The sequence below is a fragment of the Mycobacterium leprae TN genome (assembly GCF_000195855.1).
GTDB lineage: Bacteria > Actinomycetota > Actinomycetes > Mycobacteriales > Mycobacteriaceae > Mycobacterium > Mycobacterium leprae.
This window is the reverse complement of record NC_002677.1, coordinates 1,355,190-1,370,025: the sequence shown is the minus strand read 5'-3', so window position 1 is coordinate 1,370,025 and position 14,836 is coordinate 1,355,190. Positions and strand designations below refer to the sequence as shown.

The window sequence follows — 14,836 nt, the reverse complement described above, 5'->3', positions numbered from 1 at the left end:
ATCTAACGGACACGAGAATGAAGTCGCGCAGGTTGAACACCACTCACCGCTGGACCGAGAAATCGCGCAGCCAACTGAATGAACGCTTCGGGGTCACCGGTAGCTTCGAAAACCCGGTTAACGGGCGGCGCGTCATGTCGACGCAACAGGTCTCTTTCGGTAAGCACCCGCAGCACTTCCTTGGCGGTCTCCTCGGCGCTGGAGACCAGCGTGACGTTTTCTCCCATCGCCAGTTGAATCAGTCCAGCCAGCAGTGGGTAGTGTGTGCAACCCAACACCAGCGTGTCAACCCCGGAACGCTGCAGCGGCTCCAGATACCCTTCAGCCAGTCCGAGCACCTGACGACCGCTGGTCACACCGCACTCGACGAAGTCGACAAAGCGTGGGCACGCCACCGCGGTGATCTCGGTGTCGCGGGCAGCAGCAAACGCATCTTGGTACGCGTGCGAGGCTATGGTGGCCCGGGTGCCGATGACCCCAATGCGGCCGTTGCGGGTGGCGGCAACCGCGCGGCGCACTGCCGGCAAAATGACCTCGACTACGGGCACATCGTAGCGCTCACGAGCGTCTCGCAGGCACGCTGCAGACGCCGTGTTGCATGCAATCACCAGTATCTTTACGCCGCGGCCTACTAGGTCGTCACAGATAGCCAACGCGTGCGCACGAATCTCAGGGATAGAGAGCGGTCCGTACGGGCCGTTGCCGGTGTCACCCACATACACAATATCCTCGTCAGGCAGCTGGTCGATGATCGCCCGCGCGACTGTCAAGCCGCCGACGCCGGAGTCAAAGACCCCAACGGGCAACAGCGGCGAGCTCATGTCTTCAGACGCGGCGAATCGGTGCCGGCTTCTTTGAGCGCGCGGGTCTTACGTTCCGGCGCGGACAACAGATATGCGGCCACGACACCTGAGATCGCGCCACACAAATGACCCTGCCACGACACACCACCGCATCTGCCGAGCACCGGCATGACGCCCAACAGCACACCGCCGTATGCGAATAAGACCATGCACCCGATGATGTCCCACCCCCTGCGGACGAACAGCCCGAACACCAGCAAGAAAGCCAGCCAGCCGAAGATCAGACCGGAGACACCGATGTGGTCGGTCGGGCCGAAGCTGCTGCCCATATTGCCGATAAGCCAGGTGGCAGAGCCGCCAAAGATCCATACCATCGCGGTGACCCAAATGAACCGGGACAATCCGGCTAGTGCTATCAGAAACCCCAGTACCAGGAGCGGGATCGTATTGGCCACGAGATGTTGCCAGTTGGCATGCAGCACAGGCGCGAAGCTGATCCCCCACAGGACGTCAGTTTTCAACAGCCTAATCCCATTGTTATCCAGGGAATGCCGCGTCAGTTGATCAATCAACTCGACGAGGTAAAGCAACGCCATAAAGGTGAGGATCGTGACCCCACCCACCATCCACCGCAGACGCCTGTTTGTCTCGGTCTCCGGTTTATAGCCCAGGTTTTTCTCCGGCAGGGTCATGAGCGCCGATCCTCCCCCGCAAGCGGATGGTGCCCCCACCTCATCACCTCCTTTATACCAGTCGCCGGTTGGGGTCATTGAGCGTCACTCCATTATCATCGCTTCGCTCTGCATCGTCGGCCGGCACGGGTCATGCCCATAACTGCCCGTCCAGGGCGTCCTCAGCCTCATCGCCAGGCTACCGGGGTAGGGCCGCCCGGTGGACCGATATTTCCAGCCGACATCGGCAACCACCAACGCGACGTCAGCGCGTTCACCAGCCGCTAGCACCACGGATTCCATCGCGAAAGCGACATGCAGCACCGCACCGGTTGAGTTGAGAGGCCAGCAAAGATGCCTTCGGAATCCACTAGTTTCGGGTACGACACACAGCGTCGGAGGCGCCCACCGAGTATCGGATGGTCAGCACGTCCGGGTCGTATAGCTCGGGAACAAATCCTTCATCAATGTTCCGCAGCGCATATACCCCCTCGTTGTCTCGTTGTAGCGGGGTTCGGCGGCCACGATCTTGACGCCAGAAACATGCTCACGCAGAAATCCACTAGTAACCATCACTGTACCCGTGGCGCCTAGGCCGGCGACGTAATGGGTTATTTCGGGCAGGTCAGCAAGCAACTCGGGTAGTTGCTACGGTAGTGGTAGTCGATGTTGGCCGAATTGCCGTACTGACACAGCCTCCCCACAATGGATTAGCAACGGCCAGCCTCTTTGGCGGCGGCTACCGCAATGTTGGATCCGCCCTTTGTTGGCGAGAAAACTATCTGCTCACCATAGAACTCTAACAGCCGATGGCGCTCGACCGACGTGTTTTCGGGCCTCACACCCATCAGCTTATAACTCTTGAGCCGAGCTGCCATCGCCAGTTATATACCAATGCTACCATGATTAAGTAGGCTTGAGTCTAGTCGCACCCGGCGCCAGCAGCCTGTCGTCTTCGGCCTGCTAGATCATCCGCAACGCCAGCCACTCCTTAGTTTTAGTTTAGTCAACCCAGTAAGGTTGCGGCTTAAGCTTCGCCCACAGCAGCACATGCGGCTCGTGCGCCCCACAGGACTCGTGACGACAGCCGTAGCAAACCAACCACTGGTGTATTGCCCAGGGCCTGCAACAACGAGTCATATACGCTTCGTATACTCCAGCTCACCCACCTGCCACAGCAAGCAAGATGGTGACCGAATCACCCGTAGACTAACGCAGTGCGTAAGTTGCCGGAAAACCGCACGTCCTCGTCGTTGACATAGATGTTCACGAAGCAGCTGTAACTTCCCGTTATCAACCAGGAGCTTGGCGATACTCGAGTAGTTGTACTCTAGGCCACTAAATAATGACCACCCTAGTGTGTCGCCGCTGGCAGATACGCGCTTCTGGACACCGATGTGGGGTCGCAGGCTAATCGGGGTTAGAGTGTAAAACTCCAGTGACGCTCATGTGAGCCTTTCTCGGAATCGTGGAGAACCTTTTCGGGGGGTATTCAGTACTGTTCGTACGTTATAATGATGGATCCCTCGATGACGACGGCGGTACTAGAACCTAGGCAGCTCGTGACTGTCTGGGTCGCGGGTAGACAATTAAAAACTACACAATTTACGTCCCGGCCAGCGGCTAGGTTGACATTCGTACGGCTGGCATACCCGCTAGATCTCGATATGTGAGTGTATAGATGACGACGGCAGCCTTACCTGTGTCCTCTATCGACCGCCACACGTGGAGCTGCTTTTGCGCATCGAATCAGTAGAACGTCGACGACCGCTCAGCGTTGACCATTGAGATGTGGCGCTTGGGGGCGATCGAAACCCTCGAGACCGACCAGCACCCCACACGCTTCGTCAGGGTGGTCGCGACGTGCGTGGGACACTATCGCCTCCACCAGTCAGCACGAATCACCACCACGTCAACGGTTGCCCCCTCCGATTGTGGTCCCGAACGCTCCAGGAAACATGCCGCAGTAAGTCGGTATTCCAGCGACCGACTCGGCAGCCAGCACCGCAACCAGCACTGCACGAGCCAAACAGTCGTCCGCAGCCGCACCGACCTCAGTGATCAGGCCCGTCTCCGGCGACATCGCGACGGGTACATCAGCCGTCGCTGTGGCTTCGACCGCTCCGGTGGCCAGTGCGAACACCGTGTCACCGTCCAGCGCAGTGTGCGCTGGACGGATAGTTCGGGCCAGGCCGTCCTGAGCGGCCATTGCGACACGCTGGCACGCCGCCGGGCTCAGCGTGGCATCGGTCGCTACCACGCCGATCGTCGTGTTCAGCGCGCTCAACGGGGACTTTAGCTGTGCAAACCCGGCGATCTGCTCGGGCGAGGGTGGTCGCAGAGCGAACTCGTCGATCAGATCTGTCATCCAGGGCAGACCAGTGGCGCGGTCGACGACATCGCCCACGGAGTTCACCACGACCACCGCGCCCACCGTCGGCCCCGACTCCAGTGTGATCGACGCGGTGCCGACACCACCCTTAAGCACGCCAGCGCGGGCCCCCACCCCGGCACCCACCGTCCCGACAGCCACGGTGGCATCTTGACCACCAACAGCGGCATCGTAAGCGGCTTGACAAGCCAAATAGCCGAATTCCGCTGTCGGTCGGCAATGAAAGTCACCGACTGACAAATCGAAAATCACCGCACCCGGCACGATGGGCACCACTCCGCCGAGCATCACCACGCCGCGCTCGTGTTCCTCCAGCCAGCGCATGACGCCATCGGCGGCTGCCAGACCGTAGGCGCTACCGCCGGCGAGCAACACCGCATCAACGAACCGCACACTGTTGGCTGGATCAAGCAAATCGGTCTCCCGGGTGCCTGGCACCCCACCCCGGCAATCGACCGCGCCAACCGTCCCAGGCGGTGTCAGCACAACAGTCACACCACACGCCCAACCCGCACCAAGGGACGCATCAGGATCAAGCCTGTGGTAGTGGCCAACCTGGATACCCGAAATGTCGGTTATGGAGTTCATCGGCGCTGCCATCAAGATCATCAGGTAGCCATCAGCGCCAAAACCAAGTATTCCTGCAACACCGTCAGCCACTGGTAGACGTCGAAGTGCACGGATAGTGGATGACCGGCCGGCACCCGTTCGGGTGCCGGCCGGTCGATCTCGAGTATGACACCCAGTGCCAGTCGAAGATCGTTAACCGCAGCGATCCAGGCATTCGCACTTGCTTCAGTCAATTCCAGCCGGCCGTCACTTTCCGGAAGCGTATCCAACAACTGCTGTGCAGCAGAGCGTTTGGCGTCCACAATCTCCGGTTCGTGCAGACTGCGCAACGCGGCGTTCAGGCTATCGACGGCATCGAGAGCCGCGGGGTCTAATTGGTCCTTGTCGTCCGGAGTGTAGAAATCTGGCAACAGCCGACGCAACGTCGGGTCCTCCGGGCGCTGCGCATTCCCGGCTTTAATACCGGTTATTACCTCAAGTTCGTCTAGAGGCGAGGAAGATTCACGCTCGTTCAGCAAGCCGAGCAGCGCGCCGACGAGGTGCTTGAGCAGGGCAACCTCGTGCGGCGCCACGACGGACCGAAAACGGGGGCCGTTGGCAGTCTCAACGCGCTTCCATTTGCGCACGAACGATCCTGGATACCTTCGGACCTCACCGGTCCTGCTGCATCGTCGCCCACAAACCGGCGGCATGCAGCTTGGACACATCGACCTCCATGGACTCCCGACTACCCATCGACACCACTGCCTTACCTTCATTGTGAACCTGCAGCATCAGCTTGGTGGCATGAGGCTCGCTGTAGCCAAACAATTTCTGAAACACATACGTCACGTACGCCATCAAGTTGACGGGGTCATCCCACACAATCGTGACCCATCGAGCGGCCGTGATGTCTACTGGAGCTGACTCGTGTTGCCAGGTTGTGTTCGGCCTCACCTTCGGTTCTATCGGAGCTAACGTAACAACCATGACCCACACGATACCGAGCTTGCGCTGACAGCCGTTACCGTTGCGGAATGAACAACTCGGTCTTCGACGAGCTGCTGACCGACAGGTACAAATTAACTATGTTGACAAGTGACATTACACAACGGCACCACTCACCGCTGAACCACATTGGAAGTGTTCACCTGCCGACTCCCGGATAGTCGCCGTTACAGGGTGATTGCCGTAATCGGTCGATTGCTAAAAACCTTGCCCCAGTTGAGGTTCAACGATCCCTGCCAGTTGCTGGCCCAATTCCTCGGCCCCGACACGTTGAACTATCTACACGGTTTCCGGTTCGGCGGCGACATCGACGGGTACGCAAAAGGTGAACTCTAACTTTCCCGGGTCACCTGTACCTATCGGTGCTCGGAACCTGCGCCGAATGCGTGGTGATCGAAACGCTGATGCTATCGATCTTCAACCACAACAGTGCGATCGCATCTGCGGCTACTTACCATGGTCAGTACCGCTGGGGAACGCCCGCTGATCGAAATGGGATCGCGACATACCCACAAATACGCCGCGGTCGCGGCAGCTACGCGCTGAGCCCCGGCCGCGTCGACCGCAAAGGGCTGGAAACGCGGAGCTTGCTGCGGACAAAATGGTACTGCAGGCTACAGCCGGCAACGCAAGCTTACGCGATTTGTGCTTGCACATAGCTGACCGCGCCGTGTTGGTGGTTGCCGACCCAGCACCACCGTTAACTCCGCTACCGACACGTGCGGGATGGCACCTACCTGGGTATTGGCAGACCCGCACACCTAACGTGAACACCGCCGCAGGTGGGAGGAAGTGATCACGCGGCAGTCGATGCATGTGGTTCGCCCTGAAAACGCCACCGCCAACCTTCGCCCGCTTGCCGCGCGCATCGCGAGTCGCTTGATCGGGCTGGTTCTCGACCGTGGCGTGGCACGCGGATCCACCCACTTGGGGGTGTTGGAGGAGCTAGAGGCGACTGGGCTGCCGGTTGACCAGTTCGGCCAACATCACCATTAGCGCGATGATCGTAGCCCTTGCCGCCACAGGCATAGTTACGACTGCGATAGACACCCATGTCTACGAGTACTTGCTGCCCAAAACGTACACCGTACCGTACGAAAACAGCCTGCCGGTAGCCGCGTTGGCGGGCGACGATATCCCGGTGATCGCCGGCCGTACCAGCGCCGACGATCTCGCCTCCAGCACGCCGCAAGTGCCGAACATCGTCGACACCTGATGCACACGACGACAATTCGCAGCGGGATGGCATCGGCAGCGACGCTAACCCGCGCCGGCATCACATGGTGACGCATAGCAATGTAGTCGGATTCCTGCAATTCCACCAGAGACAGCACCCGCCAGACCGGCCGGATCGCAGTCCGCGAAGTCCTAGCGTGGCACACCGATAAGTGCCGCAAGGATCCACTTATTCAACTTCAACGCAAATGGGCTGCCGCCGCGGTGACCGGCCGCGACGAGAATGCCATGCGCCATTTCGAAGCTTCCGCTGGCGCGCAACGGCCGAGATCGACTCGATCTAGTGACCCGGCAAGTCTACTAAGAGTAAGAGTACGAACGCACTTCTGAACAGGGAGGATCGGCAGAAGGCGATGGGTCTTATCAACCAGGAGCCTGCGCTGGCGCTACGCATTGGCATACGGCGTCGAAGTGGAGCCACTCATGCAACTGCGCCAGGAGCATCAAGCCCCCCAAGAACTGAAGCCTATGCACAGCTGGACGAGATTGGACAGCGTTGCGCAATCCATCGAGCTAAACCGTCCCAACCTGCACACAGTAGCGGCGCCCGACAGAACGGTCACAATCATGTTCTTCAAACATCGAAGGCTCCGACGGTGTTCACCAAGTAACTCGGGAACGAGCGGTGGCTCAAGCTGCTGCACGGCCACAACACTGTCATCCGTAGTCATCTAACAACGCACTGCAGCTTTGAGGTCAAATCCGCAGGAAGATGGATTCATCGTAACGTTAGACAGCGCCAGCAGCACGATCCGTTATGCAATCACGCTCCGGCACGACTTCGCGGAGCGTCATGATCGTCCCAATAGCCGGGGTGTTGCATGTCCGGATCAGACTGCACGCTGGCGAACTGATCCGCGAGCAAAAGAATTTCTCTGGTCACAATGTGATCTCTTCGCGGCACGGATTGCGGCAAAAGCAAAGGGCAACGAGCTCCTCGTTTCGTCGATGCCAAGCAAATTGATCGCCGGCAATCAAAAGCTTCAGTTCGGTGACACAAGCGAGGAACAGCCTCACGGGGCTGCCAAGGATCCGCAGGGAGTCATGAGGTAGGTGGGGGCCGTATCTACTAGAAGTAGGATGGCCAGACCCAGCTCGTTACTGGCCGCAAACATCGGATGGCGAGGCAAGATTCGCACCGTGTATCCGAAACGCCCACCCCGCGCAAAGGCAGCAGCGTTGTCGTAGAAAAGATCTCGTTGCCGCCCTCGGCGGTATAGATGTAGGTCATTTCGATATTGACCTGATCTATCACCATATCACTGCCTCCCACCCTACCAAGCACCGCTTGCACCGTCACCTCATCGGGCCCCAAGCCGGCCAGCTGCACGGTGGCAGTCAGAGTCAACTTCGATCCAAGCACCGGGTTATCGGGCAAGACGGTGCCGTCGACGTAGGTGATGTCAATCATCGGCCATACTTCTTCTACGCGCTGACAGTAAACAACCAGCTTGCGGGCCATACCTCACCCACCGTCTCGCCGCTCTCGGGCGGTGCAACCGTCCTGCGCAGCTACTGCGCCGCAGTCACGTAGCAGTGTTCGACGTAGTCACACATCTATACGGGATGCCCACACTTTCGGCCCAAAACGTCTGCAGAGTGTGTCGCACCATTTCGATCCCCCGTGACAGAACCCCGCGTTCGTCACGTTCATAGAACTTCGGTACCACCGCGTGTTCTAGGAGGTCGTAGAGCACGCCAACTTCCAGATCGCCTCGACGAGCCTCGTCCGCCACGCTGTTGGCAGACGGTATCTCTCCGTCGCACCATTCGTCCAACCAGCCATCGCGTATGGACAGATTCAATCCGTCGTTCAGAGCACTCTTCATCCCCGAGGTGCCGCACACCTACAATGGTCGCAGCGGATTGTTCAATCAAAATCACAGCCCCAGTTACAATTTGCGGTCTATCGACATGTTGTAATCGGGCAGGAAGGCGATACGGTGGCACACCTGCGGACGGTCAGTAAACCGCGCCACCTGTTGGATTCAATGCCTTGCCACCGTCACCAGCGGGGTGCGACTTCTCGGCAACGATCACTTGTTGTCTTCGAGCAGCAGCCGTTCCAGCCGATCCGGATCGCGCAACATCAAGGTAAGGCACTTATACTTGGGAACGCGGCGGCACGAAGACAATAGTCAGCACAGTCGGATCAAACACCGCCCTGCTCCAGCCCAATTCGACGTCCAACGCACCGCGTTCCCACCGGGAGCAACTCAAGCCGCTCCCGGATGTCATCAATCAGTTGCGAGCGGATCCACCACAAATGGCCCGAATCAACCTGTTGCAATCGCAGCCAGACTCCGAGGTCACTGACTGAACGAATCCGACCCAGCTAGTTCGCATCCCAGCTGCAACCACTGTGGCGCCACCCAAGTGCGCACATGCACGCCATTGGTAATCGCCCCGATCGGCAACCTCGTCGTGGTCAAATCCGCACCATAACTGGCTGAACATGACCCAGTTCACCAGGCCATGCAGCAGCAAGATGCCGTTGGCCCGTTGCGCCAGCCGCAGACCCATGTGTGCCATGTTGAATTTGGTCAGATTGCCCTCGGCGCCAAGTGCGAGGCTTCGCTCCACAGGAACCCCGGCAACAGTGCGAGCACATCCGAGAAGTAGCAGCACCCCAGACTCTACCGGGAACCGGTCAATATCGGCATGCACCGGGGTGTCCGTGATGAATACCGTGCTGGACTGCACGACAGCCAGCACGGTGTCGAAATCCCATCCCGAATCGGTGGACCAATTCGCGGATGTGTTCGGTTACGAGGGATCCGGCGTGGCCCTCGTTCCCGTGGAATCCTCGGGCGCGGGCAGCCCCGCACTGAAGGTACACACGCGGATCACCCGCACACCGCCGATACCGACCAGGACCTCTTGTTGCTTGATGCGATGCTCATGATCACCTCCATAGAGTCGTCCAGTAACGTCCCGCAGATCGTGCTCGTTCTCAGGGACGTCGGAGTCCAGCAAACACAACGGAACACAACCCACCGGCGCGACCCCAGATCCGGGTCCGCAGCTACGCAGCGTCGGGCAAAGTCAGCTCCAACCAACACAGGATCGCCGTTGCCAGCGGTGAGTAGCCAAAACGGGAGCCCTTGCGGATCCAGCGACGGGTAGGTCTCGTGTTGCCAGCCGTTCTCGGTCCACGACTGTCGGAAGTGCCAGGAGCAGTAGGAGAGAACCACCGCAATCAGCTGCACCCCCAGATCGGAGGCGGCCTTCAGGTGACCGCCAGCCAGAATGCCGAAGCTGCCCGAGTAATTTGGGTAACGCCTCGGCGACTCCGATCTCCATCGAGGAGTACGTATATGGCGTTGGGCATCATCACATCAGCCTGCTGCTATTGATACCACCGCGAACAGCTTAGTTATAGTCGTTCAAGTCGGCAGCCCGCTCATCGAGTCGGCACAGGAACCCCTCGTCGAGTGCCATCTCGTCGAGCCGTGACGGACTCACCACTTCACAATAGCGCCACCGGGTCATTGCCCACACAACGTCGAAACGATGGTCGCGGAATATATCTTGCGTCGACTTGTCCTACGACCACCGCAGGTTGGTCAATAGCTAGTCGAGCGCGGCGAGGCAGTCCGATAGGTGGGCACGAACGGTAAAAATGGTAAAATAATAAAGAGCTTTCACACTCCACCACCACCTTACTTAGGATTTATTACTTAGGGATTCCGGTGCACGCATGGCTACTTAGCAACCGTTCATCCGCAGGAGCGTGACTAGCAACTAGGATGAATATCGGGTAGCTAATGGGGGCATTCCGCCACGAAGTACACTGGGTCACCCTCGTGTGTGGCAAGCCGCGAAGCAGAAGGAGTGGTGGTGGCCCGGTCAGGTCAAGATCCATAACGTCGCACCGATCATCTCCTGCGGCATGTACCCTGCTAAAGCCGTAGTCGGCGAAATGGTCCCGGTCAGCGCCACGGTATGGAGAGAAGGCCACGAAGCCGTCCCGCCCCACACTGGTTGTCCGCAACCTCGGGTTCGCTGTCTGCTCGCGACGAAAACTCACCGAATCAAGGTGGTCCAGGACCTCAAAGCACGTCCTGCAGCCACACCCAGGTCCGACGAGTCGAGTTGCTGCTGATTCACATGACGATGTGTCAAGAACCCTACGTTTTTCACGGTCAGTTCACCCCCCGACCGCGTCGGATTGTGAAACTTCCGAGTCAACGCAGCTGGGGCGATCCGATGCACACCTGGCGGCATGCGCTGATTGTCAAGTTGCATGCCGACCAGGGTGAAGACAGAATTGTCCAACGATCTTTTGGCCGGAGCAGCGCTGTTCGAGCATGCCGCAACCGGTGTATCGCGCGCTGCGTGGCCTGCTGCTGACGGCCTCGACGAGGTTACGCCCCCAGAGATCCGGTGACCCGCACCACGCTGGCACTGGCGCCCGAAATCGATGAACTTTTGACGAATTATCCGCTGCAAGATCTGGTTACCCGGGGCGAGCAGTTCAGAGTCTGGGTGGATCGACCGTTGGCCCGTTTTGGCTCCTGGTACGAAATGTTTCCGCGCCCGACCGGCTGCTGGGACGCCGACGGTAACCCGGTACACGGCACCTTCGCCACCCCAGCCGCGGTACTTCGCGTATAGCCGACATGGGATTCAACGTGGTGTACCTGCTGCCGATCCATCCGCTCGACAAGATACATCGCAAGGGTCGCAACAATTACTCCACCGCCGCACCGACAGATGTCGGATCTCCATGGGCGATGGGTAGCGATGAGGATGGCCATGTGATGTGATTCATCCAAGCCTGGAAACTATCGACGACTTTGTTTCCGCGGCAAGTAAACTAGGAATGGAAATGGCCCCTGGATCTGGCGCTACAATGTTCGTCAGATCATCCATAGATACGCCAACATCGTTATTGTTTCACCGAATTACCTTATAGCACAATAGCTTATGCGGAAAATCATCCGAAGAAATACCAGGACATCTACTCCCTTAAACCTCGAGAACGATCTTGTCGGCCTCTATGACGAAGTGGTTCGTGTAGTGTTATAGTGGATCAATCACGGCGTCAAGCTGTTTCGAGTCAACAATCCGCATACCAAGTCACGCGACTTCTGATCCTGGCTGATCTGTAAGGTCACAATCACCAACCCCGACGTGCTCTTCTTATCCGAAGCTTTTACGTCTCCGGCACGCCAATACAGGCTGGCCAAGCTCGGCTTCACGCAGTCTTATACCTACTTCACCTGGAGTACGGCCAAGTGGGAAATCATCGAATTCGGCAACGAAATCACCGACTACCTCAGGCCGAACCTGTTCGTCAACACCCGCGACATCCTGCATGCAGTGCTCCACCATAATGGCCCAGTCATGTTCACGATCCGCGTAGTGCTGGCGGTGACCATGAGTCCGACTTGAGGTGTGTACTCCGGTTACGAGTTGTTCGAGCAGCGCCCGGTGCGGGAGGGTAACGAAGAATAGCTGGATTCAGAGAAATAAGAATTGCGCTCTCTCAACTATGCTAGCGAGCTTGTCGAAGGAAAATCGCTGGAGAATTTCATTAAGTAGATAAAAAATTCGCAAAATCCATCCCACACTACAGCAATTGCTCACCATTCATTTCCATCATGTGGACAACGAAGCATTGCTGGCATACGGCAAATTCTATACGGCTACCGGAGACTGCGTGTTGGTGGGTGGTGACACTCAAAGCACTTGGTCCCGAGTAAGCTACGCTGTGGTTAGACATGGCTAGGTTAGATATGGCTAAGTTGAGTATGGATCCCTACGAAAGGTTTTGGGTGCTCGATGAGATAAATGGCCAGCAATACCAGTGGAAGAAGATGAATTATATTCTTATCGATCTCCAAGTCAAGCAGTCGCTCACATCATTAATATGCCACTCCTAAAGTACGAATAAGGAATCACGCTGCTAAGCAAGAGGTGAAAAGATCCGAGGGAACAAATGCATGAGCCGAACCGACCAACTCTCCGGGAGCCACTTGGCAACCGAGCCAGCCGACGTGACACGCCTGCTGTCCGGCGCACACCACAATCCGCACAGCACCTTGGGCGCTCACTAATACGGTGACCACACTGTCATCCGAGCGTTTCGACCGCACGCAGTTGACGTCGTAGCGGTGGTGGGTCACAACCGGTTCCCGTTGCAAAACCTCGAATACGGCTTGTTCTCTGTGGCGATACCGTTCGTCGACCTCATCGACTATCGCCTGCGGGTGAGCTATACGGGTCCCGAACAGACACCGAATGTGCACACTGTCGCCGATGCTTACCGCTTTTTCCCCCTGAGCGAAGTTGGTCTTCATCTGTTTGCCGAGGGCCGACACGAGCTGCTCTGGGAAGTTCTTGGTGTCCATCGACGCTCGTTCACCACGGCCGACAGCGCGGTGGACGGGGTGTCGTTCTCCATGTGGACACCTAACGCTAAAGGCATCAGCTTGATCGGCGAATTCAACAGCTGGAATGACAACGGTGCCCCGATGCGAGCGCTGGGCCCGTCGGAAGTATGGGAATTATTCTGGACCGGCTTCCCCGCCGATGGTCTGTACAGATTCCGGGTGAACTGCGCCGACAGTGTCATCACTGGATAGGGCCGACCCGTTCGCCTTCGGTACCGAAGCACCGCCGCAGACGGCATCACAGATCACGTAGAATAACTTCACTTGGAGTGAAGACGAATGGATGGCACACCGTACTCAGCGCAACCCGGTGTTTGATCCTATAGGCACCTACGAAGTCCATCTCGGCTCGTGGCGTCCCGGACTCAGTTACCGTCAGATCGCCCGCAAGCTTCCAGACTATGTTGTGGCGCAAAGATTTACCCACGTTGAGATGCCTCCGGTTGCGGAAAATCCGTTCACTGGAACGTGAAAATACCAAGTCACGTCGTACTACGCGCCGACATCACAATTTGGCACTCCCGACGCGTTCCGTACGCTTATCGACGAGCTGCATCAATCCGGCATCGGTGTCAGCGTGGATTAGGTGCCGGAAAACTTTCCAAAGGACGCATAGGATCTGGGGCGGTTTGATAGGACACCCTTCTATGAACAGGACGATCCTATGCGCGATGAGCAACTAGACTGGGACACTTACATATTTTATATGCGCAACTTCTTGATGGCCAATGCACTGTACTGGCTCAAAGAGCTTCACATCGAAGGATTGCGGGTGGATGCGGTCGCGTCAATGTTGTACCCGGACTACTCACGTCCCGAGGGCAACTGGACCCCGAATATCCACAGCGGGCAGGAGAATTTGGAAGCGGTACAGTTTCTGCAGGAGATGAGCACCACAGCACACAAATCCGCGCCAGGCATTGTCACCATCGCCGATGGAGTCGACTCCGTGACTCGGCGTGAAGCGACTTATCAACATTGTCGTACTGGGCTTTTCGATGAAGTAGAACATGGGGTTGGATACACGACACACTCGACTACATCAGCCGCTACCCAGTGCATCGCAGCTACCAACACAACGAAATAACGTTCTCCATGCTGTACGCATTCAGCGAGAATTACTTGCTGCCGCTCAGCCACGACGAGATGGTACACAGCAAGGGTGCGCTGCGGAGACGGACGTCGGGCAACAACCACACCAAGGCCTCCGGACTACACAACCTACTCGCCTACCAGTGGGCACACCCAGGCAAGCAACTGTTGTTCATGGGCCAAGAATTCGGCCAGCACGCCGAATAGTCCGGAGCAGCGCGGTCTAGATTGGTTCCCATTCGACAAAAACGGTTTCTCCAAAGGGAGTCTTGCTCCTCGTGGACGACCTCAACGACCTCTACCTCAGCCACCCGGGGCTGTGTGTGGATTCAAGACACCCTCACCAAGGGTTATTCCTGGATCGACGCCAACGAGTCCGTCAACAACTTACTGAGTTTCCTGCGATATGCCCACGACAGCTCGGTACTGGCCTGTGTGTCCAATTTCCCTGGCTCAAAACACAAAGGCTACCGACTCGTCCTGCCGTCGGCCGGACGCTGGCGCGAAGTGTTGAACACCGATACTATCGCCTACAACGGCTCCGAGGTCGGCAATATTGGTGGCGTCAACGCCACCAATGACCCGTGGCAAGGCTGCCCGGAATCGGCGGTGTTGGTGCTGCCGCTGATGTCGGCATCGTAGTTAGAATTCAATAACGCAAAACCCTAGTAGCGCAAGAGCCAAGAA

General features: G+C 57.8%; 14 protein-coding genes and 5 pseudogenes. 10 read left to right on the top strand and 9 right to left on the bottom strand.

The genetic code is table 11. From position 1 onward, the window contains the following. Positions 1 to 2: 2 nt before the first annotated feature. The 8 genes and pseudogenes from murI to clpS form a co-directional block, all read right to left on the bottom strand. Complete coding sequence (gene murI, locus ML_RS05860) at positions 3 to 821, bottom strand: glutamate racemase (protein WP_010908178.1); 819 nt, start codon at positions 819 to 821, stop codon at positions 3 to 5. Then, the gene (locus ML_RS05855) at positions 818 to 1,495 is read right to left on the bottom strand and encodes a rhomboid family protein (RefSeq protein ID WP_172591907.1); all 678 of its coding nucleotides are present in this window, start codon (positions 1,493 to 1,495) and stop codon (positions 818 to 820) included. Before ML_RS05855 ends, murI begins: the two co-directional genes overlap by 4 nt. 130 nt (positions 1,496 to 1,625) lie before the next feature. Then, positions 1,626 to 2,627: pseudogene (locus ML_RS05850) on the bottom strand (PLP-dependent cysteine synthase family protein). 8 nt (positions 2,628 to 2,635) lie between these two features. Then, positions 2,636 to 2,913: pseudogene (locus ML_RS15675) on the bottom strand (MoaD/ThiS family protein). A gap of 332 nt (positions 2,914 to 3,245) precedes the next feature. Beyond that, positions 3,246 to 3,350, bottom strand: a complete 105-nt coding sequence (locus tag ML_RS18865) for a hypothetical protein (RefSeq protein ID WP_269147091.1) — start codon at positions 3,348 to 3,350, stop codon at positions 3,246 to 3,248. Positions 3,351 to 3,386: 36 nt separating this feature from the next. Beyond that, the gene (locus ML_RS05840) at positions 3,387 to 4,454 is read right to left on the bottom strand and encodes a P1 family peptidase (RefSeq protein WP_041323793.1); all 1,068 of its coding nucleotides are present in this window, start codon (positions 4,452 to 4,454) and stop codon (positions 3,387 to 3,389) included. Between the two features lie 20 nt (positions 4,455 to 4,474). After that, positions 4,475 to 5,062, bottom strand: a complete 588-nt coding sequence (gene aosR, locus ML_RS05835; protein WP_010908175.1) for an oxidative stress transcriptional regulator AosR — start codon at positions 5,060 to 5,062, stop codon at positions 4,475 to 4,477. Between the two features lie 25 nt (positions 5,063 to 5,087). After that, positions 5,088 to 5,405: an ATP-dependent Clp protease adapter ClpS gene (gene clpS / locus ML_RS05830; RefSeq protein WP_041323790.1), complete on the bottom strand. Its 318-nt coding sequence runs from the start codon at positions 5,403 to 5,405 to the stop codon at positions 5,088 to 5,090. Positions 5,406 to 5,452: 47 nt separating this feature from the next. Between clpS and ML_RS15670 the strand changes: the two are divergent. The 3 genes and pseudogenes from ML_RS15670 to ML_RS05820 form a co-directional block, all read left to right on the top strand. Then, a pseudogene (locus ML_RS15670) lies at positions 5,453 to 5,960 on the top strand (nicotinate phosphoribosyltransferase); the annotation flags it as partial. Positions 5,961 to 6,233: 273 nt separating this feature from the next. Next, positions 6,234 to 6,419: a hypothetical protein gene (locus ML_RS05825; RefSeq protein WP_145985180.1), complete on the top strand. Its 186-nt coding sequence runs from the start codon at positions 6,234 to 6,236 to the stop codon at positions 6,417 to 6,419. Between the two features lie 4 nt (positions 6,420 to 6,423). Next, positions 6,424 to 6,639, top strand: a complete 216-nt coding sequence (locus ML_RS05820; protein WP_049769732.1) for a hypothetical protein — start codon at positions 6,424 to 6,426, stop codon at positions 6,637 to 6,639. Positions 6,640 to 7,672: 1,033 nt separating this feature from the next. Here the strand turns inward: ML_RS05820 and glgP are convergent. Beyond that, positions 7,673 to 10,307: pseudogene (gene glgP / locus ML_RS05815) on the bottom strand (alpha-glucan family phosphorylase). A gap of 160 nt (positions 10,308 to 10,467) precedes the next feature. Between glgP and ML_RS18860 the strand changes: the two are divergent. The 7 genes and pseudogenes from ML_RS18860 to glgB all read left to right on the top strand — a co-directional run bounded on the left by ML_RS18860 (position 10,468) and on the right by glgB (position 14,791). Next, the gene (locus tag ML_RS18860; protein ID WP_269147076.1) at positions 10,468 to 10,764 is read left to right on the top strand and encodes a maltotransferase domain-containing protein; all 297 of its coding nucleotides are present in this window, start codon (positions 10,468 to 10,470) and stop codon (positions 10,762 to 10,764) included. Positions 10,765 to 10,905: 141 nt separating this feature from the next. Beyond that, positions 10,906 to 11,049: a hypothetical protein gene (locus tag ML_RS18855; RefSeq protein WP_269147075.1), complete on the top strand. Its 144-nt coding sequence runs from the start codon at positions 10,906 to 10,908 to the stop codon at positions 11,047 to 11,049. Continuing rightward, a complete protein-coding gene (locus ML_RS18850) occupies positions 11,046 to 11,276 on the top strand; it encodes a maltotransferase domain-containing protein (RefSeq protein ID WP_269147074.1) in 231 nt (76 codons plus the stop codon). Before ML_RS18855 ends, ML_RS18850 begins: the two co-directional genes overlap by 4 nt. 17 nt (positions 11,277 to 11,293) lie before the next feature. Continuing rightward, complete coding sequence (locus tag ML_RS18845) at positions 11,294 to 11,428, top strand: hypothetical protein (RefSeq protein WP_269147073.1); 135 nt, start codon at positions 11,294 to 11,296, stop codon at positions 11,426 to 11,428. 367 nt (positions 11,429 to 11,795) lie between these two features. Further along, positions 11,796 to 12,056, top strand: a complete 261-nt coding sequence (locus ML_RS18840; RefSeq protein ID WP_269147072.1) for an alpha-amylase family protein — start codon at positions 11,796 to 11,798, stop codon at positions 12,054 to 12,056. A 329-nt stretch (positions 12,057 to 12,385) separates the two neighbouring features. Then, positions 12,386 to 12,547, top strand: a complete 162-nt coding sequence (locus ML_RS18835; RefSeq protein WP_414085532.1) for a hypothetical protein — start codon at positions 12,386 to 12,388, stop codon at positions 12,545 to 12,547. A gap of 60 nt (positions 12,548 to 12,607) precedes the next feature. Next, positions 12,608 to 14,791 (top strand): annotated as a pseudogene (glgB, locus tag ML_RS05805) (1,4-alpha-glucan branching protein GlgB). Positions 14,792 to 14,836 lie beyond the last annotated feature (45 nt).